The 21,591-nt window shown below is 39.0% G+C and carries 22 protein-coding genes; 3 read left to right on the top strand and 19 right to left on the bottom strand.

What is annotated here, in order from left to right; all coding sequences use genetic code 11:
- Nucleotides 1-385: 385 nt before the first annotated feature.
- The 19 genes from I2503_RS03615 to I2503_RS03525 all read right to left on the bottom strand — a co-directional run bounded on the left by I2503_RS03615 (nt 386) and on the right by I2503_RS03525 (nt 19,285).
- Nucleotides 386-1,480 carry a glycosyltransferase family 4 protein gene (locus tag I2503_RS03615; RefSeq protein WP_196967047.1) on the bottom strand — a complete coding sequence of 365 codons (1,095 nt, stop codon included), beginning with the start codon at nt 1,478-1,480 and terminating at the stop codon, nt 386-388.
- Nucleotides 1,480-2,928, bottom strand: a complete 1,449-nt coding sequence (locus I2503_RS03610; RefSeq protein WP_196967046.1) for a flippase — start codon at nt 2,926-2,928, stop codon at nt 1,480-1,482. The genes I2503_RS03615 and I2503_RS03610 overlap by 1 nt, the downstream gene beginning before the upstream one ends.
- A complete protein-coding gene (locus tag I2503_RS03605; RefSeq protein ID WP_196967045.1) occupies nt 2,906-4,153 on the bottom strand; it encodes a hypothetical protein in 1,248 nt (415 codons plus the stop codon). Before I2503_RS03605 ends, I2503_RS03610 begins: the two co-directional genes overlap by 23 nt.
- Entirely contained in the window at nt 4,137-5,048 is a 912-nt protein-coding gene (locus tag I2503_RS03600; protein WP_196967044.1) for a glycosyltransferase family 2 protein, read from the bottom strand. Before I2503_RS03600 ends, I2503_RS03605 begins: the two co-directional genes overlap by 17 nt.
- Before the next feature lie 63 nt (nt 5,049-5,111).
- On the bottom strand, nt 5,112-6,122 hold the full coding sequence (locus I2503_RS09850; RefSeq protein ID WP_196967043.1) for a Stealth CR1 domain-containing protein: 1,011 nt from the start codon (nt 6,120-6,122) through the stop codon (nt 5,112-5,114).
- Nucleotides 6,123-7,268: 1,146 nt separating this feature from the next.
- Nucleotides 7,269-8,444 (bottom strand): glycosyltransferase family 1 protein, encoded by a 1,176-nt coding sequence (locus I2503_RS03590; RefSeq protein WP_196967042.1) that lies wholly within the window; start codon nt 8,442-8,444, stop codon nt 7,269-7,271.
- Nucleotides 8,445-8,764: 320 nt separating this feature from the next.
- On the bottom strand, nt 8,765-10,018 hold the full coding sequence (locus tag I2503_RS03585; protein WP_196967041.1) for a glycosyltransferase: 1,254 nt from the start codon (nt 10,016-10,018) through the stop codon (nt 8,765-8,767).
- A 303-nt stretch (nt 10,019-10,321) separates the two neighbouring features.
- Complete coding sequence (locus tag I2503_RS03580; RefSeq protein WP_282097723.1) at nt 10,322-11,356, bottom strand: sugar transferase; 1,035 nt, start codon at nt 11,354-11,356, stop codon at nt 10,322-10,324.
- 268 nt (nt 11,357-11,624) lie between these two features.
- Nucleotides 11,625-12,716 carry an FAD-dependent oxidoreductase gene (locus I2503_RS03575; protein WP_196967039.1) on the bottom strand — a complete coding sequence of 364 codons (1,092 nt, stop codon included), beginning with the start codon at nt 12,714-12,716 and terminating at the stop codon, nt 11,625-11,627.
- A gap of 45 nt (nt 12,717-12,761) precedes the next feature.
- Nucleotides 12,762-13,256, bottom strand: coding sequence for a YtxH domain-containing protein (locus tag I2503_RS03570; RefSeq protein ID WP_196967038.1), 495 nt, complete (start codon nt 13,254-13,256; stop codon nt 12,762-12,764).
- Nucleotides 13,257-13,258: 2 nt separating this feature from the next.
- Nucleotides 13,259-13,657 carry a DUF948 domain-containing protein gene (locus tag I2503_RS03565; RefSeq protein WP_196967037.1) on the bottom strand — a complete coding sequence of 133 codons (399 nt, stop codon included), beginning with the start codon at nt 13,655-13,657 and terminating at the stop codon, nt 13,259-13,261.
- Between the two features lie 10 nt (nt 13,658-13,667).
- Nucleotides 13,668-14,450 carry a prolipoprotein diacylglyceryl transferase gene (lgt, locus tag I2503_RS03560; protein ID WP_196967036.1) on the bottom strand — a complete coding sequence of 261 codons (783 nt, stop codon included), beginning with the start codon at nt 14,448-14,450 and terminating at the stop codon, nt 13,668-13,670.
- Nucleotides 14,431-15,384: an HPr(Ser) kinase/phosphatase gene (hprK, locus tag I2503_RS03555; protein WP_196091302.1), complete on the bottom strand. Its 954-nt coding sequence runs from the start codon at nt 15,382-15,384 to the stop codon at nt 14,431-14,433. The genes lgt and hprK overlap by 20 nt, the downstream gene beginning before the upstream one ends.
- A gap of 109 nt (nt 15,385-15,493) precedes the next feature.
- Nucleotides 15,494-15,772 (bottom strand): PspC domain-containing protein, encoded by a 279-nt coding sequence (locus I2503_RS03550; RefSeq protein ID WP_196091330.1) that lies wholly within the window; start codon nt 15,770-15,772, stop codon nt 15,494-15,496.
- A 50-nt stretch (nt 15,773-15,822) separates the two neighbouring features.
- Nucleotides 15,823-16,266, bottom strand: a complete 444-nt coding sequence (locus I2503_RS03545; protein WP_196967035.1) for a SprT family protein — start codon at nt 16,264-16,266, stop codon at nt 15,823-15,825.
- Nucleotides 16,253-18,382, bottom strand: coding sequence for a Tex family protein (locus I2503_RS03540; RefSeq protein WP_196967034.1), 2,130 nt, complete (start codon nt 18,380-18,382; stop codon nt 16,253-16,255). Before I2503_RS03540 ends, I2503_RS03545 begins: the two co-directional genes overlap by 14 nt.
- 68 nt (nt 18,383-18,450) lie before the next feature.
- On the bottom strand, nt 18,451-18,666 hold the full coding sequence (locus I2503_RS03535) for a hypothetical protein (protein ID WP_210766430.1): 216 nt from the start codon (nt 18,664-18,666) through the stop codon (nt 18,451-18,453).
- Nucleotides 18,667-18,732: 66 nt separating this feature from the next.
- Nucleotides 18,733-19,008, bottom strand: coding sequence for a DUF6036 family nucleotidyltransferase (locus I2503_RS03530; protein WP_196091306.1), 276 nt, complete (start codon nt 19,006-19,008; stop codon nt 18,733-18,735).
- A complete protein-coding gene (locus I2503_RS03525) occupies nt 19,001-19,285 on the bottom strand; it encodes a hypothetical protein (protein WP_196091307.1) in 285 nt (94 codons plus the stop codon). The genes I2503_RS03530 and I2503_RS03525 overlap by 8 nt, the downstream gene beginning before the upstream one ends.
- Before the next feature lie 184 nt (nt 19,286-19,469).
- On the opposite strand from I2503_RS03525, the gene zwf reads away from it, so the two are divergent.
- The 3 genes from zwf to I2503_RS03510 all read left to right on the top strand — a co-directional run bounded on the left by zwf (nt 19,470) and on the right by I2503_RS03510 (nt 21,588).
- Complete coding sequence (zwf, locus tag I2503_RS03520) at nt 19,470-20,894, top strand: glucose-6-phosphate dehydrogenase (protein WP_196091308.1); 1,425 nt, start codon at nt 19,470-19,472, stop codon at nt 20,892-20,894.
- Nucleotides 20,895-21,029: 135 nt separating this feature from the next.
- Complete coding sequence (locus I2503_RS03515; protein ID WP_196967033.1) at nt 21,030-21,257, top strand: hypothetical protein; 228 nt, start codon at nt 21,030-21,032, stop codon at nt 21,255-21,257.
- Between the two features lie 154 nt (nt 21,258-21,411).
- Nucleotides 21,412-21,588 carry a hypothetical protein gene (locus I2503_RS03510; RefSeq protein WP_196967032.1) on the top strand — a complete coding sequence of 59 codons (177 nt, stop codon included), beginning with the start codon at nt 21,412-21,414 and terminating at the stop codon, nt 21,586-21,588.
- Nucleotides 21,589-21,591 lie beyond the last annotated feature (3 nt).

Below are 21,591 nucleotides of genomic sequence, written 5' to 3'. Positions count from 1 at the left end.
AATTTCTCGAAAATCTCTGATACAATAGTCATAGGTTCTATATCCTTTCGGGTTGATTTTGCACTTCCTAGGATATAGGACTTTTTTATTTTTTTCAATCGGCTACCGAGAATTATTTTACACTAACTTATTTGGCATGCACAAAAAGACCACTTTCGAAAGTCATATATCAATTTGAACTTCCAAAGTGGTCTTATTCTAAATTCTAGGTCTTACAGTCTTTTAGTTTACTTTTAGTACAAGGCAGCGAGTCGTAGACAGTACTGAAGTACGGCAAGACGAGCTAACACAGTAATAAAAGATAAACTAAAAGAGTATAACTTAATGACATTGATTCTTCCATTCACTTTTTCCCAACTAACCAACTTATTGAATAATGAAATCCTCACCTTTTGTCCCATTCAATCACCGCCATCATCCTTTCTGCAACTTTATTCCATGAATAAAAATCCGCAATTTGTTGATGCGTTTCTTTCGTAAATTCAAAAACTGAATCATCTTTAATGACTTTCAACATTATATCTGCGAGTTCTTGACTATCTTCAGAAGTTTTATTGATTAAAAAACCATTCCTTCCAGGTTTAATAAAATGCTTCATCTCCATCATTTCTCTTCCAATACAAGGTAACCCATAAGCCAATGCTTCAACAAATACCAATCCAAAGGCTTCAAATCTAGAAGGTAAGACAAAGACGTCACATAGATTAAAGTACTTTGGGAGATCATCAGCTGGGATATTACCAACAAAATAAATATTGGGAGAATCAGCTAATACTGGCATTTCTTCAGGTCCAACAATATAAAGTTCTAAATTTTTATGTCCCTGTTCATATAGATTTCGAAAGGCTTTAATAACTAAATCTCCACCTTTTCGCTTAAAATCTTTCCCTACAAATAAGAACTTATTCCCCTCTTTCCGAGAAAAATCTACCTGTTTAATATCAATATTTAATCCTGCACCAACATAGTGAACTTTATCTGAAGGTAACCCTTGTTCTTCAACCAGATAATCAGCAAACCAATTACTCATTGAAAAAATTCCTGCTGCATTTTCATAATAATGATTTTGATAGGCGGATCTTTTTTTTAACTGAGTATCGTGCACACCCTGGAATCCACTATAAATAAATGATTCTGGATTCGATACTTTTTCCTGAATTAAATAGTTCAAATTCAAATCTTGGTAAATATAGGACTGGCTGGCTACTGACTGGATTTCATCAAAAGTGATATAGACATCATCCTCACTCATAGAAAAATTTTTAAAACCTTCTTTAATATAAAATAAATTCAGATCATATCTAATTAATTTTAATTTCCTAAGAACCCTATAGACCTTCATTCTCCAATTAAAAAAGATGTTTACTTCCTTCAATGTACCTTTTTCAGCGAACGCTTTTTTTAAATTGGTTACTGTTCCTGACCAGTCCCATTTTAGTTGTTGACGATTATAAATAATCCGAGGAATTACAATTTTCATTAACTTAACCTTCTCTTTAGTTGACCAAACAATTCTTCCAATTCTTTATTTTTAAAAAAGATTAAAACTATAATATAAACCAAGATGCTACTTAGCACAAGAAGTATAGAATACATGATACTTCCCATCCCAAAATAGGAGAAAATCATTCCTAGACCAATAATCAGCAGACTCCCAATGAAAGCATCTCTAAGATTAGTTTTCCATTTAGAAAAATCTATATAGCTTGAGCTTTCTTTAACAACAAAAAAATTGTAAGCAACAATGAAAAACTCCGAGGCTATTGTAGAAATAGCCGCACCATTTTGGAATAGTGCTGGAATCAAGATTAAACTCAAAACAATATTAATAATGATTGCAAAAACGGATCCGTGAAAATTAACTGCCTCACGACCAATTGGAATATTAAGTGCGTATGTCAATACCCCACCAAAAATCGCACCAATTAAACTAACTGCTAATAACTGTAGCGTAAGTGTCGAAGCAACAAAAGCTTTTCCACCCATGAATAAAATAATCTCTTTCGATAAGACAATCATCCCTGCAGTTAACGGTAACAATAATAGAGTCACATAATTCAAGATTTTTGTATACGTTTGCTTAAACTCTTCTATCCTTCCTTCTGCGTATAAGGAGGAAAGCTTAGGAATTGTTACAGAATAAACCGATGCCATAAGAGTTTTCAAAATCGAATAAACTTTCACAGCAATTGTATACAACCCAACATAATAAGGACCTTTCATCCACTCTAGGATCAATGTATCAGAATTAACATAAAGACTTATTGCTAATCCACCTGAAAAAAAAGTCATGATGGATCTAATGTGCTTACTTACATTAGGGTTCCAAGTCAATCTTAACTTCAGATATTTCCTACAATACCATAAATTAAGTAAACATGTTATCCCCGAAGTAATCACAGTAATAGCGGCATACAAATACAAATCCTGAGGAGATTTTATCATCCCAAAAATCCAAATCAGTGATGCAAACTGTATTAATAAACTTCTAGCAGTAATGAACAAATAATCTTCGAATATAACATTAATCCAATCAACACCCAAGGTTGTAAAAAAAATCGATAGACTCTGAACGAAAATAAGAATCTTATATTCGGGATTCTCAATAAACAAAAATACAACTATAGCTAGCAGTAAATAACTTAATAAAGTTGACAAAATGTTTATTGTAAAAAGCTCATTCCCAAGTTTTTGCAAATGAGCTTTATCAGTTCGAATCTTACTCCCTTCTCTAATAGCATAGGTAGATATACCAAGTGCTGCGATTAAGGAAAAATAACTAACCAGTGATCCAGTATAATTAATTTTACCAATATTTTCCACCCCTAAAACCCTACTTACATGAGGGTATGTAAGCAATGGAAAAAGAATTGAAAGACTCGTTTTAACTAAATTTAGAAAGGCATTAATACCCAAGTTCTTCTTCATTTCTTACCTTTTCAATTTCATATTCTAAAAACACTACCATGATCAAGAGTAAAAGCATCGCATCATTATGCCAATACCAAAAAATAATATTTTGCCCCATTACTGAAATCATCAAGAAATACATTAGAAAAATTGGATTCCCTTTTTTTCTATAAACGTTCCATCCTAAATAAAATGCTTTGACAACAATATAAAGAATAACCAGCAAAGCTAGCGTTCCATATATATAACGAAACGCATATATTCCATTATCACTCAAGAAAATCATTTTATCTAGACCTGTTCGATAAATGGATGGTTCATACTGCATATTCGGATAACCCGTACCGAAAATAAAAGTTGACCAATTTACATTCAACTGTTGATCATAGAGCAGTCTACCGATATTTCTAATGGTTAAAGTATCACCACCAGATTTTCCTATAAGTAATTCAAAAAATGACTGAAAATTACTTGAAAAATAGACAGGCACAGAGATAAATAATAAAGTAAATAAAACTAATATTTTTCTCAATCCAACTTGACCGCCTAAAAACACTCCTAACACACTTCCTGCCAATATGGAAAGTAGCTCTAGGCGACCTTGAGAAATCCAAATTTGAGACGCTAGTCCTAAACCATAAACTAATAAATATTTAAACCTACCCAGTTCCATATATCGATAAACAGCAATTAACATCATTAAATCAATTAATGATGATTCAACATACATTCGATATGGACTAAACGTACCACTATAGTTAACAGCAACATCTATAAAATTTGAACCAGTTGCAAAATAAAGAAGTTTTTGGGACATAAAGAAAAGGGTGGAAAAAGCACCAAGTCTCAAAAGATTCTCCAACAGATTTTCAAAATCTACTTCATAATACTCAACAATTTTCCGCAAAGGAAAATAACTTAACAATAAAATAAGAAACTCTCTCTGCGCTCGAATCCCCAAAATTAAACTTTGACCAGAAATATTATAGGATTGGTATGTTGCAACAAAAAGAGATACTATCAGATACAAAAACGAAAAACCAAATTGCCATTTTCCTTTTTTATCAGATATCCCTAAATATACAACGAATATGAAAACAGAGAATAGTAATAAATATGCATCCGCAGATGTTAAAAAAGCAATTGTGAAATTTTTAGGAATAATATGAAAAACATTACCAAAAAGAAGTACAAAGAATAATAATGCAAATTCAATTAACCTAGATTTAGTAAAAATTACCACTATTTCCTCCAAAAGTTCTAATAAGTCTGGTGATTTTATTTTTAAAATGACCTAAAGTAATTTGGGTGCAATTAATTAATTCAACTAAAAACAGAAATGGAACAAGCATCTTTGAATAGTAAGTTGTAATTAAATATTTTCTAGATTTGAACCTCACTTTTAGAGCCGCTATTTTACTTGATAAAGATTTATTTTTGTCATTTGAAAAATCATGATTATGATAATAAAACTGATTAGCAACAATTACAGACTCATAACCCAATTTTTTCAATTTTATACCCAGGATATTTTCCTCATTATACAAAAATACACTTTCATCAAACAGGCCTATTTTCTCAAATATATCTGTTTTAATAATAAAAAAGCATCCTACAATACAATCAACTTTTGCATACTTCTCATTCATCATTAGATATGTCGGATCTCTTCTATTTGATAAAACTAATAAGCGGTCTAAAACCACTTCTTTGGAAGTAGGAATATTCCACCCAGATTTATAGGGTGAAAACAGCTCATTTTCGATTACTGAACCACCAACCATTGCTATATTTGGATTTTTTTCTAAAGTTTCAAGTAATTCATCAAAAACAACTACACTAGGTATAATCACATCTGGATTAAGAATCCCTATATATTTACTCTTATATTTATTAATAGCATATTTGATTCCAAGGTTATTTCCATAACTATATCCACCATTTTTTTCAGAAAGAATGATGTCAACATTGGCATATTCTGCAAATGATTTTCGTAAAACTTGGACCGATTCATTTGTCGAATAATTATCAACAACTATTATTCTAAATGAATCATCAAAAGAATTAAGTTGATCTACACACTTAATAGTATCATCAAAATTATTGTAGTTAAGGACTACAAGTGCTAAATCGTTCATATCAACTCCTACTTATTTTATTAGATTTACGATTAGAATACGTTATACAACAATTTTGGAATATCAACGTTCAAATTTTGATTTTTTCGGATATTTTTTTTCAAATACTTTGTTATATTCTTCTTTTAAAGAATCAAACTGACTAGCATAATCATCAGAAATATCATTTAAACAAACAATTTTGTGAATACTTTTTTCTATAGACTTAAAAGCGGCAACTTTTTCAAGCCCCATATCAAAATAAACTCCAAATTTTTGAGAGCGAGGTAGAAAATGTCCTTCACATAATTGCCAATACCGTACCAGCCAATGATTAATATCTTCTTTCGTTCTAAATCTATGTTCTGAGGTATTTGCAAATTCCTCACTCTCAGTTAATGAGACTTTTTGGAATATACTCTTTTTATAAGAAATAGGTATATGGTAATCATAAAATCCAAGAATTCTAGTCCAAGGTAACACTGTTAAATTTTTAAGCAGATGTTTACCATAGCTAAAATTCATAAACTTTAAAAAATTATTTCCGAAAACAGAACGGCTGTCAAAGTACTTATTCAATAAAAGTAAGTTGTTTAATACTATTGGGGCAATTGTTCCTGGGTTAGGAACTATCGGACTAAATACCCCCATATCCTTAGGTAGTTCTCTCTCAAAAAAATCTTCAGGCATCACATCAGCATTTAGAAAACAATCATCATTAAATAAGACAAATTGTTCTGACAATTCTTCGATGTTTGGAAGATTTAATTCAATTACGTTGGAATTAAAAGTTGGTAAGTATTCCTTACTGATATAATCTTCATGTTTAACATGTATGAGTTTTTCATTATTCAGATCTAACCACTCTGGAACATGCCCTTCTGTAATGAAAAAAATTTTGTTAACCCAAGGAGCATAGGTTTCAACTGCTCTAAACCAATACTTCAACAAGCCCCATTCCCGGTAGCGTTGATCACTATTAAGGTTCAAATCATTCTCGCTCTGCTCTAAATACTCTTGCTTTTGCATCTTCCATTCTGGATCGTTCCCATCAACCCATGTTACTACAAAATCTATCTTCGTATTTGTTTTCACCTAACAAGTCCTCCAATTATAATACACTTACACAATTGTTTATCACAAAAAATAACTTAAACCTTTGATTATGACAATTAAACTTGTAGTATATTTTCCATATTAAGTTTAAAAGATTTTGTTTTAACGAGATCAAAACAAAATCAATTCTTCACAGTATAAAATATCAAATTCAGAGAGATAAATCAAACTCACAGACGAACTCCATCACTCCCAAGCCATTAATATATCGCTCTGTAATCAAAGAGTAATATTAAATTTTCAAAAAAATCATATAAATGAGACAAATAGTCTATGTGTTTTATTAAAGAAAGTGCATTTATAAATTCAACAGATGTAATCTTGATTTCTATCTACACTTGGATCCTCCAACTAAGTTGTAAGTCGGCTAATGCCTTTATCGTGCTATTCGATCCATCCCATATCCTAAACGTTCTCTTGAGATTTCTAATTTTTACTAGATAAGTCAATATTCTTTCTCAAACACTACAATGATGCATTATTATCTTGTTAAATCACTTTTAAATGACTGTGAACTTGGAAATGTAAATAGTTTTAAGCAAATCAATTAGAAATTGACGAGCACCCCCTCTAGAGTCCATTCCCAATATAGGCTTTAATACCACTAAACAAGAATATTGTCATGGTATTAAATATTCAGTAGTATCTGGGGAAAATGGTATCCAGTAAATTATATAGTCATCTCTGCATCAATTCATTATAGCCAAATTGCTTATGAATTACTCACTGTCAGTCTATCCTGAATTTCTAGGGCGATACAGAGCATGTAACTGTATCATTAAAAGAAAGATTATAGTGATGTGGTACAAGACTAATAGTTCAATTAAAAGGGAGCTAAAGGGCTACTCTTAACTTGGATAATTGTAATATTGCACGACTTTGTGATACAATTAAATCCGTTTATTCAAGTTAGGAACAATCCGGTATTAAAGATTTAGTCTGCAGGAGCCCGCATGCTTAAAAATGTAAAGTAGTGGTAATCATATTGTCTTTGTTACATCATCAAAATAAAATGGAGAACGATTTAAGACTAAGGTAAACACTTCATACACTTAATCAATTCGAGGAACACCTTGTCGGCCCCATAATTTTCTACTCCAGCGTGGAGGTAGAATATCCGTTTCATTAGCTTTTCTTAAACAAGTTCTGATAATCGGTAACAATTTTCTCCCAAGTAAAGGCTTGGGCAATACGATGGTTTGAAGCACGATCTGCTTCAAAAATGTCTTGGTCAGTCAAAGTTTCCGCCTGCTCAATCGCTTGATCCAAGGTTTCTTTCTGCCAATAAATAGCGGCTTCTTGACCAACTTCTCGGTTAAACCCAACATCCAAGAGGAGATTGAGTTGGGTCGAAGCCAGGGCTTCTAGTAAGGATGGGTTAGTCCCTCCCACTTCATGACCATGGAGATAAGCAAAGGCCTGTTCTCGGATATACTTCAATAAATCTTGATCATAGACCGTTCCAACAAATTTAATTCGAGAATCTTGATCAAACTGAGTTTCTGCTAGAAGTTTATCGTAGAATTTATTGGTTTCAACATTAGTAATCAAAACAAAGTCTCGTTTGGTATTGGACTTCATAAACCCACGAATCATAGCTTCGTAATTGTTTTCTGGTACAAAGCGACCAACCACTAAATAATACTGACCTTCTTCGACTCCCTTTTCCTCAAACCAATCTCGAACCTTTAAATCAGAAGATTTCAGAGGAGAGCGGCTTGTTTCTGTTCCATAGGCAATGTAGGTTGTCTTAGGTTGATACTTGGCATAGTCCTTCTGAATGTAAGACTCAATATTCTGACTGTCGCAAACCAAAAGGTCAGCGTGTTTCACCATGAGTCCTTCAGAAAGTTTCCAATAACGTCGTACGGGATATGACCACTTTGCTCGTAACCACTCGTGTCCGTCTGGATTGACAAACAGCAAACCACCTAGTTTTTGAATCTCTTTTTTTAGACCTGCAATAAAAGGCCCAATCCGGCAGGCTAATACATAGAAAATTGGTGCCTGATCTTGATTGTCCTTGGCCATCTGAATAGCTTTTTTTAAGGCCTGAATGTCATAAGCAATAGCTCGAGCTGGACCAATATTGGGAACATCAATGTTAAAACAAATAGCTCCATTATGCTCAAATGTATCTTGGGTAATACCGGACTTAGCAGAGTTTTCTCGCATACAGGCTACATAATATTGGATAGCTGAATCCGTTTGAAATTCCGTTAATTTTTCAACAAAGGTTTCAAAACCTCCATATTTTGCAGGAATTCCTTTAGAACCGATAATATATACTGAACGTTTCATTCTAAATGTTTCTCCATTCCAAATCATTTTAGTCAGTCATCGACAAAAGGCAGTATGCTTTAAACAACATTTAAATAAAAAATCTCAATCTATTTGGACGTTTCTATACAATAACTATTGCATGCATGAACTTATAACTCGAGAAGTAATACTATGTTGATAAAATATTTCGCTTTTTATCTGGGAATATCTTTGCTACAAATACTAGTATCTACATTGCTTTTTTGTGAAGTTTGAAATTTTAAAGAACACCTATCTCAGAACTGGAATATAATTGGCTTTAAAAATCTTACCTGTGATTAAACTTTCAAAATAGAACACTAGGTTAAGTAAAAAGAAATCAACTCTAAAGCATGATTTTCAAGTGTTTTTAAATCAGTATCCAAATTATAATGCCTTAGACGAAAATCTTCTAAAGTTTTAAACACACCCTCTTCTCCAAGCAAATCTTTAGCCCCTACGTTCTCGCTTGCAAATACCGTTACGTCATATGAGAGTGCTTCTAAAATTACCAGACCAAATGTCTCTTTCCAGCGACTTGGAACAATCAAATAATCAATATCTGAATAAATTTTTGTAAGATCCCTTTGATTAAACCTTCCTCCTTGATCTACATAATCTGGAGCAAATTCATTTGGTGTATGACCGTATGTTTTGATATCGTATTGCTCTCTATCAATTGATTTTATAAATTCGAGAAAATCAAAGTATCCTTTATATTCTTCATCAGGTCCGATATAAGCTATTACTTGCTTACCATCTTTTCTGACTTTATGAATGTTGTGTTTTTTAATTTTTGAGCTTGTAATGGATAAAACGTGTCCATTAAGTACAAATGGAAGATTTTGTCTGTAAATAGATTCTGTCAACTGACTATTAAAATGAAAAAAATCAATCTTTCGAAACATCTCACTATAATAATCTCTCAGACGAGAATAGTCAGTCGCTTCCTTTATAGAATTAATATCTTTGTATTTTTTATGTTTCGGATTTTGATTGAGTTTTTTCATCCATGTTCTGATGGTTGGGTAAAACGAAGACTGAAAAATCCTCAATTTAATAGTTGATAATGCATCCGCGGACATAATATTCCAAGCTAGATTATCATTTTTTTCATCAAATGAAACTCCATTATAGTAAAACGTAGGTAATGGAGCTAATCCGTAATAATCGTGTGTAGTAAAAACTGTTCGAATTCCAAGCTCACTTGCCGCTTCTAAAAATTCCTTATGTAATCCTATAAAAGAATGAATATGAATCACTTCTGGTTGCAACTTGGTCAGGAACTTAACAAATGTAGCTGAATCACAAGGCTTCATAAAGTCATCTGGTTGTGAAATTCCTCCAAATAAAGCCAACGGCAAAGAATTAATTAGTCGAAAAGTCTTTATTCCTTTTTTTTCCTTAGAATTTTTAACTTTAGGGGATTTACCGAAAATTAATTGATTTCCCGGATACAGTGCATATACATCGTGGCCAATTCTTATTTGTTCCAACATCAGGTCGGTAGCATAACTAACAAGACCTCCAGTTCTTTCAGGAGCAAAACCAATAGTATAATGCAAAATTCTCATTAAAAATCCTCCAGATTCATAAATCCTGTATATTCTTTAAGGATATCTTTTTAACCAAGCAATACTACATAAACTTCATAGCTAATGTAAACGGACGGCTTGTGAAAATCCAATCATATCTTATGGATATAATTGGATTTAGAACACAATATAAAAAATATCAATTCAAAGTATAATTAAAAAATCGTGAACACATCCATTAGAAACATAAATCTAATAAAAACACATCATTAATTATAGTTTAAAATCTTAAGTGCACATTGATTTAAAATAGCTTTAACCGCAAATTCTATTTGTGTACTTCTATTTCGCTCCATCTCCAAAAGCCACGACCTTGATGGTTTTAAGTAGAATCTTTATATCATCCGTAATTTTCCAATCTTGGATATACTCCACATCTAGTGCAACTACATCTTCAAAGTTGGTGATTTCACTACGTCCGCTGACTTGCCAAAGTCCTGTAATGCCAGGTTTAAAGCTCAAACGGCGTTTGTGGGCGGGTGTATAGTCTAAGAACTCCTGTTTGGTTGGTGGGCGTGTGCCAACTAGGCTCATGTCCCCTCGCAAGACATTATAAAACTGTGGTAGCTCGTCCAAGCTGGTCTTGCGGATAAATTTCCCGATGGGGGTGATGCGGGGATCATTGTCCATTTTGAACATGCCACCCTCCATGGTGTTGTGGGCCATAAGTTCTTTTTTTCTTTCTTCCGCATCCATATACATGGAACGGTATTTATAAAATTTAAAGATCCGGCCATTGCGACCGACGCGGTCTTGGGCGAAAATGGCTGGGCCACCATCTCGGCGGATAAGGGGATAGAGTACGACACCTACTAGGCCACAAATAAGGAGTCCGACCAAGGCACCCGCAATGTCCATGAGGCGCTTGAGTACTAAATGGCTGGTCTGATGAAAAGTAGGGGCATAGGTTGTGACAGGGATTCCTGCAATACTGCCTTCCCGTCTGGGTCCCTCTGGATAAGTATAGCCTGGTATAGCGACATGGACCGTCATCCCCATGGATTCAAAGCTCTCAATCCAAGAGATGACGTCCGCTTCTTCTTCTGGAAGATAGATAAGCACTTCATCAATAGTAGCTCTCAGAGCGAATTCTATCAAGTTGGTGGGACTGAGTTGCCCCTGATCTAAATCTCCCTTAGGTTGGTCGAGGAAATAACAACCATTCAGTGTGTAGTTAGCCTTGTCCAAAGCCTGTTTCAGCATCTCAAAACGGTCAGATTGGCTGATTAATAAGATGGATTTTGGTCCGATTGTTTCAGAGGTGGCAAGGACAGCGGACAACCAGTCAGGATCCTGATCTAACTTGTCTGCACTCATAGTAACTCCTATCATAATTTTCTGTGACTTATACTTAACGAATCTCAATATCGGTATACTCGAACCTTTCAACTAAGGAACTTAGAAATCCGATGACGGTTGAATGAACGGTCACCGAAAAAGCTTGGGTTCACAAGAATTTGAAAGGAAATGAGTATGAAAACGTGTCTATAACCATCCAATTATACCATAAATTAAGTGATTATTTCTACCCCATGTGGAACTAAAGAAAAAAGGCCCTGTAAATGAGCCTTTTGAAACTATGATTTTAGCGGTTTACATACCGGCTAACGGGATAATCTGCTGGGTCTAAATCACCCGTTTTTCCGAGTATACCTAAGGCCAATTCCCGGCCCAAAAGAGGGCCAATGGTAAGACCGGTTGAGCCGAGTCCACTGACAGTCCAGACATGATTTTGGTCTGGTAAGGGGCCAAAGAAGGGGGAATAGTCACTGGTGTAGGCACGGATGCCAATCCGAACTCCTGTAGCCTGAAACTGCTCAATGGCGGGGTAGTAAGGGCGCATTTGATCCACAAGTTCTTGGAGAACTTGTGGATCTTCTTCCAAATCAAAGCCCATATCATTTTCATGACTAGCCCCTAAGCTGATTTTTCCTTTCTTGAAAGGAATCAGGTCTGCTTCTCCTTCGGGCATGACTACTGGATAGTCGTCGGTATCCAGTTCAAGTTGGTAGTCCAGGATTTGGCCCTTTTGTGGACGAACATCCACCTGATAGCCCAGAGGTTCCAGCACTTGTCCCAACCAGGCTCCTGTGGTTAAGAGTATCTTGTCGTAAGCTTGTCCATCGACCAAAATTTGTTCTTCCTGCCAAGTCAGACTTACTTGCTTACGGATGGGTTCTAGTCCTGCGGCCTGCAGCAAATCTTCCACAAGGACGCCACCATCCACACGCGCTCCACCGCTAGCCCAGAAAGCTCGGTCAAAGCCAGTGAGTCCAGGGAATCGCTGCTGCACTTGGTCGCGTGTCCAGAACTCTAACTCTCCCATAAGAGGTGACTCGGGCTTTTTAGCCAGAGCACGCTCCATGACTTCATCCAGATACTCTTCTTTTTTCTTCAAAACGAGAACACCGGTCTGTTCGTAGGCTTGGCTAGGCTGGCCGGCTTTCTCTAAATCCTGCATCAAGCGAGGGTAAAAATCCGCTCCGAGGCGAGCAAGGCGGTACCAGGCCTTGTTGCGGCGGCGGGAAAACCAAGGGCTGATGATCCCTGCTGCCGCCTTGCTGGCTTGGCCAACTCCATGGTCATAGACAGTTACTTCGACTCCTTCTTCTTGACTGAGATAAAAGGCTGCGGTGGCACCGACTATCCCAGCACCAATGATGGCTACACGTGTCATACTTTCTCCTCCGAAAAAGGTTTGGCCTTGCGGCCAAACCTCAACTTATTCTTCATTCTCAGCTTCAGTCTCTTTTTCCTCATAGTAACCTGCTGGCACTGCAGATACTTTGGGAAGGGTCTTGAGGGGTTTTTCTTCCTCAACGATATCGGCTTCCTCATCCATGTCAATGATGATTTCCTCTTCTGGGGTCACAGCTTTTTTGACCTTGGCTACAACTTCTTCCTTGGTACCGAATTTTTCGGTCAAGGTTTCCACTTGTTTTTCGGAGAAGGCTTTGACATCGTCCATCACAGACTGGACGGTAATTTCACCGGATTGGACACCTGACTTGAATTCGTCGTAGCGTTGGGCTACGTTTTGTCCCAAATCCGCTGCGGCTTGGCTGACTTTTTCTTTGGTAGCTTCTGGATCAGCCTGATAATCGGCATACCAATCTTTGGCTTGTTGAGCGATTTTTTGTCCTTTTTTACTTTGGACAAACAGGGCTGCGGCAGCGCCGGTAGCGGCTCCTAATAAAAGTGATGACAATTTACCCATGGTTAGTTACCTGCTTTCTTTTTTGATCCGAGTCCCGAAAGGGCTGTGCGCAAGAGGGTCCGACTGAGGGCAGAACTGACTCCTCCACCTGTAGCAACAGCTTTGTCGCCCAGATTGCGGGCAGAGTTGTTCAGATCTGAGACCGTCTCAGACAGGTCAGCAACAGCCACAAAGAGGGGATTGATGGTTTCCATCTTACCAGAGACGTCATCGGTTAGCACATTGACCTTGGCCATGAGTTCATTCACCTGATACAGGCTAACATTGACATCCGTTGTGAGCAACTTAATCGTTCGATTGGTTTCATCGACCGTTTTTCCCAATTTATGAATAAAAATAGTCAAATAGACGAAAAAGACGGCGAGAGCCAAGCCTACAAGACTAAAAGCAATTTCTACCATATAAACTCCTTCACTTTTCTGCTTGATACCAAGCGAGGTTTCTGTTTTTGCGGCGGTAAATCCAGAGGCTGAGGCCAAGGATTACCAAGATGAGAGATAGGATTTGCGACACGCGCAAGGGTCCTAAGAGCAAGCTATCCGTCCGTAAGCCTTCTATGAAGAAACGACCTGTTCCGTACCAAATGAGATAAAAGAGGGCTAATTCACCTTCCTTAAATAATCGAGGGCGGTGGCGCAGACTAATGAGGATAAGGAAGCCCAAGGCCGTCCAAATGGATTCCATCAGGAAGGTGGGCTGGCGATAAGCGCCTTCGATAAACATCTGGTTCTGAATAAATTGAGGGAGGTAGTCCAGATTCTCAACCACAGCTCCATAGGCTTCTTGGTTGGCAAAATTGCCCCAACGTCCCAGGGACTGCGCAATCAGAACTCCTGGCGCTACGATATCTAAAAAAGTCCAAGGGGACAAAAGGTTGCGGCGGGCATACCAAATCAGGAAGAGTCCCCCGGCAATCAGGCCACCATAAATGGCAATCCCTCCATTCCAGATGGCTAAAACTTCCTCTGGATGTTCTTGGTAATAAGACCATTGGAAGAGAACATAATAGATCCGAGCTCCGACAATTCCAATTGGGAAGCCCCAGAGGACAAAGTCTAGAATCAGTTCTGGATCCCAACCTTTGTACTTGGCCTCCCGCATGGACAGAAGAACCGCTAGGGCTAAGCCACTAATGATAAAGATAGCATACCAGCGAATGCTAAAGGGGCCCAGCTCAATGGCTATGGGATTCATTGGCTTCTTCCTCCTCGTTTTTCGCAATCAATTGGGTCAAACGGTTCTCAAAGGTCTCGGTCGCATCATAGCCCATTTCTTTAGCCCGGTAGTTCATGGCTGCTGCCTCGATGACCACCGAGATATTGCGACCGGTTTTAACGGGAATTCGAATCCGGGGGATGCGAACGCCTCCTACCTCAAATTCTTCTGGATTATTTCCCAGGCGATCAAATTGCTTATTGATGTCAAAGTTTTCCAAGTAGACAGACAACTGGACCTGGGAAGAATCTTTGACCGCACTAGCCCCGTAGAGACTCATGATATCGATAATCCCCACTCCCCGGATTTCCAAGAGGTGACGGAGGATCTCAGCTGGCTCTCCCCAGAGGGTCATTTCATCCCGCGGATAAATATCCACCCGATCATCCGCAACCAGACGATGGCCCCGTTTGACCAACTCTAAGGCTGTCTCACTTTTACCGATACCAGAATCTCCTTGTATCAGCACACCCATGCCATAGATATCCATGAGGACTCCGTGGACACTGGTCCGTTCAGCTAGTCGGGAATCCAAGTAACTGGACAACTCACCGGATAGGCGACTGGTCGCCGTGGTCGAGCGCAGAACAGGCACCTGGTTTTCTTCAGCCACAATCAAGAGCTCATCCGGAATTCGTAAACCACGTGCTACAATCACTACTGGCGTCTCATCCCGCAGCATATTCTTCAAAACTTGGTAACGGTTGTGAGCTGTCATGTGACCCAGATAGGACCACTCCTTCATCCCAATCAATTGAATGCGTTCTGGGGAATAATAATCAAAATAACCCGTAATTTCCAGTCCAGGCCTTGAAATATCCCCTGTCAAAATCGGTTTTTCCAGCAGTTTTTCCGGACCATAAATATGTTCCAGGCGAACCTTTTCCATCACTTCTCTTACTTTGACAGCCATGGCAACCTCCTCTTTTCTTTCCCTTATTATAGCATCTCAGAAGCCCTCTGACAATTTTTCCTTTTCCTAAAAAGAAAGACTGGGCAGCGCCCAGTCTCGACCTTCTGACCTACCATGTCCAGTCGTCTTCCTCAATCGGTTCCGCAGTCTTGCGGCGACGACCATCCCTGTAGGTCACTTCTTCATCATATTCAATCAAATCTTCTTTATAAGGCAGGATCGCAGAGAGAAGGATATAAAGAAATAGGGCCCATCCATCTGTCAGTAACAGGAAGAGCACGTATAGAACGCGAGCTAGAGTCGGATCAATCTTGAATTTATCCGCCAATCCAGCCAATACACCACTAACAATCTTTCCTTTCCGCATTTTATAATACTTGGTCATGATGATCTCCTCACTTTCAATTGCCATTATAGCAAGTTCCCAGTTCGACTTCATCAGCCTTGAGGCGGATTTATCTCCTCCATCAAGCGGCCCCCACAAGCGCCACAGCGATAGCGGTCCAGCTGGATGCGCCGTTGACGCTGGAAATGCTGGCCGCAAACGGAGCAGACATAGGTGTGTCGCTTGCTATTTTTTGGTGGCGGTGCATAGCGTAAGCCATCCACCTCTTTCAACAGGCGCTTAAAATCCGCGTCCCCATGTTTATACCCCTTTTTTTCAAAATAAAGATGGTAATGGGTCAGCTCATGCCGAACTACCTGACGAAAAACGGCCTCACCATACTCCTCAAGGATTCTCGGAGCAAAGTCCAGATGACCATCTTTCGGAAAAAAGCGGCCGCCCGAAGTGCGAAGCCGCCGATTCCACACGGCCTCATGGCTGAATGGTTTCCCAAAATCTTCTAGGGAAACTTTTTGAACATAGCTAGTTAGATCCATTTTCTTCCACCATGGTCAAGCTAATCCGGTTCTGAGGGACCTGTACGTCCAAGACCCAAACCGTCACCAAGTCTCCGACAGAAACGACTTGACTTGGATGTTTGACAAAGTTTTTACTCAACTGGGTGATGTGAACTAAGCCATCCTCATGAACACCAATATCTACAAAGGCTCCGAAGTCCACGACATTGCGAACAACACCTTCGAGTTTTTGCCCTGGTTTCAAATCCTTAATATCCAAGACATCTGACCGCAATTGTGGACCCGCAAAGGAATCCCGTAAATCACGTCCAGGCTTCAACAAATCTTGAATGATATCCTCCAAGGTTAGAGGTCCAACACCCAGTTCATCTGCCATTTCTGAAATAGAAAGACTGGACAGTTTGCTCTTAGCCGTATCGTCTAGATCTACAATGGCCAGTTTCTCAAAGAGTTTGGTCACCACCGGGTAATTTTCCGGATGAACTCCCGTCCGGTCTAAGACATTAGCCGCATCTGGAATCCGCAAGAAACCAGCTGCCTGCTCATAGGCCTTATCCCCAAGTCTTGGAACCTTCTTCAAGTCCTTGCGACTGGTAAAGGCCCCTTCTTCTTGGCGATAGCGGACAATGTTTTCCGTTAAGGTTTTGTTGAGGCCGGAGACATGACTTAAAAGGGCCGGACTGGCGGTATTAACATTGACTCCCACTTGGTTCACCACGGTTTCGACTACAAAGTCTAGCTTTTCTCGTAATTTTTTCTGGCTCACATCATGCTGGTATTGGCCCACACCAATGGATTGAGGATCAATTTTCACCAACTCTGCTAGTGGATCCTGTAGACGACGGGCAATGGAAATAGCCGACCGCTTCTCGACCGGTAAATCTGGAAATTCTTGACGGGCCAATTCACTGGCGGAGTATACCGATGCCCCACTTTCGTTGACGATGACATAGGCCACCTCTGGGAAGTCCTTTAAGACTTCTGCTACAAAGGCTTCACTTTCGCGACTGGCTGTTCCATTTCCGATGGCAATAATCTCGATTTTCCACTCCGTGATGAGTTGGCTCAGACGCTTCTTGGCAGCCTCAATTTCAGAGGCCTTAGCAGGTTTAACCGGATAGATAACTTCTGTGGTCTGGAGGTCTCCTAGCTGATCAACGACCGCTAACTTAGCCCCTGTTCGAAAGGCGGGATCGAAACCTAGGACCATCTTCCCTTTCAGCGGAGCTGTCAATAATAAGTGGCGGAGATTGTCTGAAAAGAGTTCGATGGCTCCCTCTTCTGCCACTTCCAACATTTCAGACTTAAGGCGGCGCTCCATGGCAGGAAGCAGACGTTTTTTCAGACTTTCATCGACCACTTGGGCTAACAAATCCGTTTTTTTGACAAAACGAGCCAAGAAAAAGCGTTGCATCTTGTCCAGCTGGTGTTCAAACTTGATGCGAAGGACTCCAAGTTTTTCACCTCGGTTCAGGGCCAAAAGTCTATGAGGTGGGAGACTAGCAAGACTTTCTGAAAAGTCATAGTAGTTTTCAAAGACTTGCTTGGGATCTTTTTCCTCATCTTTCAACTGACTGATAAGGGTCGAGTTATCACGGACTTCTTGGTAGAGCCAGGACCGGAGACCATGATTTTCAGAAATAGCTTCAATGGCAATTTCCTTAGCCCCTTCGATGGCTACCGCCGCAGTTGGATAGGCCTCAGAAGTCAAAGGTTCTGCAGCAGCTTCCAGATTGTCTGCACCTTGAAAAATCAAACGTGTGAGCGGAGATAAACCAGCCTCGCGAGCTAGACTGGCCTTAGTTTGTTTTTTCTCCTTATAGGGAAGGTAAAGTTCTTCCAATTCCGTCATTTTTTCAGCTGCTTCAATAGCGGACTTGAGTTCTGGAGTTAATTTTCCTTGTTCTTCAATTTTGCCCAAGATGGTTGCTTTTCGTTCGTCCAAGGCTGTCAGACTAGCCATTCGATCCGCAATGGTCTTGATTTCCACTTCATCCAACCCTTTTGTTTTATCCTTCCGATAACGAGCCATAAAGGGAATGGTCGCTCCTTCAGCAAGGAGGTCCAAAACAGTTTGGACCTGGGTTTGGGTAATTGTTAATTCTTCTGCAATTCTTGTGATATTTTTATCCATAGCTTTAAGTATAGCATAGGGTGGAGATTTTGGGCATGAAAAAACGACCCAAGTTCGGGTCGCTAACTTTAAAAAAATCTCTGTAGCTTTTCCTGATTTTCCACAAAAAAGCTCTCTAGCCATTCCAATCCATACGCATAACTGAATCCTTCAAGTAGCACAGAAAAATCCATATTCTCAAATCCTAACTCTTTCAATGCTCGGAAGGTTTCAAAAGGAGAAGTCATTTTCTCCATTTTAATAATTTTACCAATATCAAGCACATCTTGTTCACGAGAGCTCATAATCTTCATCCCCATCACATAGGTTAGGGGAACAATATATACAGTTAAAGATTGAAAAGAGTATAATCATTCACAGATCTCAAGATCCGGGGCCGGGTTTAAATTGGCCACCTCATTATTTAACCACAGTTCCTCACGCGTATTAATATGAAAAAGTTTCCCAATTTTTGCAATAATCCTATTTATTTCGTGTGATTCCTCATAGAATGCATCCACATCTTGCGTTGCTCGAAGACCATGGTATTCAAGTACAAAACCTCCAACACAGATAATTGATAAATCGAGATTAGCTTGGGTTAATTCTTGATCTAGAGCTTGGAAAACTACTTTCATTTTATCCATGCTTATACTTCTCCATTAAATGTCGCACATTGTTTAAGGGACTTTTTTTATTCAAAGCAACGATATAATCATGAGTTGGAGAACCTATTGAAACTGCCTGTTGTAAACTAACCTTTTGAAAATTCGTTAAGCTTTCAGATTCAATTAATCTCTGAACATCTTCTGCAGTTAAATAAGTGGAAGCCTCAAAAATGACTTTTCTAAGATATCGAAACCAATGAGCAGTATTAAAACGAGAGTTTTCTGCAGCCTTCACCATATATTCATACCAATCCATACACAACTCCTTTCCCTCATATTTAAGAATTGCCAATTCTATTGCTTTTCCCACTTTCATACTATCAAAAAAAAGGATTCTTTCCAATATAAACTGACTCCTTTTGATGATTTAGCCGACTCTTAGTCCTGTTTCATCTACCTCAATATGGTATAATTTTAAAAAACACAGAAAGAGGTTCCCTATGCCTGCCAAAGCTATCATTACTATTTTTGGTGCCAGCGGAGATCTGGCCAAGCGTAAGCTGTATCCAGCCCTATTTCGTCTCTTCAAAGCTGGAAAACTAGCAGACAATTTCGCCGTTATTGGAGCGTCTCGCCGTCCTTGGTCCAAGGAAGAATATGAAGCCGTTGTCTTGGAATCCATTCAAGATTTAGTGACGGAACAAGCTCAAGCTCAAGAATTTGCTTCTCGTTTTTACTACCAAAGTCACGATGTGACCAATGTAGCAGATTATCAGAATATCCGAGCTCTCCAAAGCCAGCTCAATGATCGTTACCGGGCAGAAAATAACAAACTCTTCTTCCTCTCCATGTCTCCACGGTTCTTTGGAACCATCGCCAAACACCTCAAATCCGAGAGTATCATCGATGGACTTGGTTTTGAACACCTCATTATCGAGAAACCATTTGGAACCGATTTAGAATCTGCATGTGTGCTCAACGAGGAACTGATGGATTCCTTCCGTGAAGATCAGATCTTCCGGATTGACCATTATCTAGGCAAGGAGATGGTCGAAAACATTTATGCTATGCGGTTCGCTAACCCCATTATCGATCGCATCTGGGATCGCCACTCCATTCACAACATCCAGATTACATTAGCCGAGCAGCTAGGTGTTGAAGAGCGCGGAGATTATTATGACCAATCCGGCGCCCTTCGGGATATGGTTCAAAACCATGCCCTACAGATTTTGTCCCTTTTAACCATGGATAAACCCCATTCCTTCAGCAAGCATGATATCCGGGCAGAAAAGGTCAAGGTCTTCCAATCCTTGAAGAAACCTGGTGTAAAAGAGCTAGCCAGCCACTTTGTACGGGGACAATACACCGCTAACCAGGATTTAGCAGGCTATCGCGAAGAGCCTAAAGTAAATCCAGAATCCATGACCGAGACTTACTTCGCCGGAGTCTTCTTTATCGACAGCGACCGTTTCCGCAATGTCCCTATGTTTATCCGCACCGGTAAACGCTTGGCTGAAAAGGCTACACGAGTGGATATTGTCTTTAAACAAGAACAGACCATTTTCAATGAGAGTTTAGAACCAAACATTTTAACCCTCTACATCCAACCTGAAGAGGGCATCTCCTTGCGCTTCAACCAAAAAGAACCTGGCTATGATTTCAAGATTGTTCCTCAAGCCATCACTTCTTTCGACCGAGCTGAAGGACCTGAAGGCTATGAGAAACTGATTTTCGAAGCCCTTCAAAGCAATTCATCCAACTTCAGCCACTGGCATGAAGTGAAGGCCAGCTGGAAGTTGATCGACAAAATCGAACAAAGCTGGCGCGAAGACCAAAGTCCCCTCCACTTCTACCCAGCCGGTTCCCATGGACCTGAAGCTGCAGACAAGCTTCTTGCCCAATTTGATGCCAAATGGATTTGGTAATCGCAAAAGGATTCGCGCTGCGAATCCTTTTTATAATTCCCAATTTAAACAGATATCCATTCACAATCAAGAGTTTTGTGATATACTCAAAGTAAGTAAAATATACTTATCAAAAGATGGAAAGGAGTTAAACCAATGGAAAAAACAAGGATAAGTTCTGTTGATTTATATAGCAACGAATTAGCTCAGGCTTTGTTGGAAGTTCCTAATTATAAACTTGAGGCGATTGTTGCTCATCACATTGCAAGACAATATGCAAATCAGGTGGATTTTGATGATCTAAATTTGATGCACGTTGGGGTTAACTCTATTGCAAACGTCATCATTCATAATATTAAACCTGAATATCTTCAAGTCAGTTAGTAAAATTTGATTACATACACATGTCCATTGGAGCGATTAGAGAAATCTAGTCGCTTTTTTGAACTTAACTGAGTATTCTATAGAATCCGTTTCCAGTTTTTATAGTCTTTTCTCGAAGTTGTAAACTAACTCTACCAAAAACAGGAGCTGTACTATGACTGAATTCTTAAGTAACACAGATATTGTTGTGAATTCTCAAGAAGAATTTGATCGTGTTCTAGATATCCTTTATAATCCAAAACCACTAGCCCCAGATGTGATTCGACGATTTAAAGAAGCAGAAAAACTAAACATTAAAGTAGATCTCTATAATCGTGAAAGTTGGGAATAAGAA

The sequence above is a fragment of the Streptococcus sp. NLN64 genome (assembly GCF_015831295.1).
Taxonomy (GTDB): Bacteria; Bacillota; Bacilli; order Lactobacillales; family Streptococcaceae; genus Streptococcus.
The sequence above is the reverse complement of the archived record's forward strand: the minus strand, read 5'-3'. Positions and strand labels throughout refer to the sequence as shown.

What these genes read in the sequence shown, in the direction of transcription:
- zwf (WP_196091308.1), top strand. Translation starts at nt 19,470, where the DNA reads ATGCCTGCCAAAGCTATCATTACTATTTTTGGTGCCAGCGGAGATCTG.
- I2503_RS03525 (WP_196091307.1), bottom strand. Translation starts at nt 19,285, where the DNA reads ATGGATTGGTATGAATATATGGTGAAGGCTGCAGAAAACTCTCGTTTT.
- I2503_RS03510 (WP_196967032.1), top strand. Translation starts at nt 21,412, where the DNA reads ATGACTGAATTCTTAAGTAACACAGATATTGTTGTGAATTCTCAAGAA.
- I2503_RS03540 (WP_196967034.1), bottom strand. Translation starts at nt 18,382, where the DNA reads ATGGATAAAAATATCACAAGAATTGCAGAAGAATTAACAATTACCCAA.
- I2503_RS03590 (WP_196967042.1), bottom strand. Translation starts at nt 8,444, where the DNA reads ATGAAACGTTCAGTATATATTATCGGTTCTAAAGGAATTCCTGCAAAA.
- I2503_RS03580 (WP_282097723.1), bottom strand. Translation starts at nt 11,356, where the DNA reads ATGAGTGCAGACAAGTTAGATCAGGATCCTGACTGGTTGTCCGCTGTC.
- I2503_RS03610 (WP_196967046.1), bottom strand. Translation starts at nt 2,928, where the DNA reads ATGAAGAAGAACTTGGGTATTAATGCCTTTCTAAATTTAGTTAAAACG.
- lgt (WP_196967036.1), bottom strand. Translation starts at nt 14,450, where the DNA reads ATGAATCCCATAGCCATTGAGCTGGGCCCCTTTAGCATTCGCTGGTAT.
- I2503_RS03600 (WP_196967044.1), bottom strand. Translation starts at nt 5,048, where the DNA reads ATGAACGATTTAGCACTTGTAGTCCTTAACTACAATAATTTTGATGAT.
- I2503_RS03530 (WP_196091306.1), bottom strand. Translation starts at nt 19,008, where the DNA reads ATGGATAAAATGAAAGTAGTTTTCCAAGCTCTAGATCAAGAATTAACC.
- I2503_RS03575 (WP_196967039.1), bottom strand. Translation starts at nt 12,716, where the DNA reads ATGACACGTGTAGCCATCATTGGTGCTGGGATAGTCGGTGCCACCGCA.
- I2503_RS03565 (WP_196967037.1), bottom strand. Translation starts at nt 13,657, where the DNA reads ATGGTAGAAATTGCTTTTAGTCTTGTAGGCTTGGCTCTCGCCGTCTTT.
- I2503_RS03515 (WP_196967033.1), top strand. Translation starts at nt 21,030, where the DNA reads ATGGAAAAAACAAGGATAAGTTCTGTTGATTTATATAGCAACGAATTA.
- I2503_RS03545 (WP_196967035.1), bottom strand. Translation starts at nt 16,266, where the DNA reads ATGGATCTAACTAGCTATGTTCAAAAAGTTTCCCTAGAAGATTTTGGG.
- hprK (WP_196091302.1), bottom strand. Translation starts at nt 15,384, where the DNA reads ATGGCTGTCAAAGTAAGAGAAGTGATGGAAAAGGTTCGCCTGGAACAT.
- I2503_RS03570 (WP_196967038.1), bottom strand. Translation starts at nt 13,256, where the DNA reads ATGGGTAAATTGTCATCACTTTTATTAGGAGCCGCTACCGGCGCTGCC.
- I2503_RS03615 (WP_196967047.1), bottom strand. Translation starts at nt 1,480, where the DNA reads ATGAAAATTGTAATTCCTCGGATTATTTATAATCGTCAACAACTAAAA.
- I2503_RS03535 (WP_210766430.1), bottom strand. Translation starts at nt 18,666, where the DNA reads ATGAGCTCTCGTGAACAAGATGTGCTTGATATTGGTAAAATTATTAAA.
- I2503_RS03585 (WP_196967041.1), bottom strand. Translation starts at nt 10,018, where the DNA reads ATGAGAATTTTGCATTATACTATTGGTTTTGCTCCTGAAAGAACTGGA.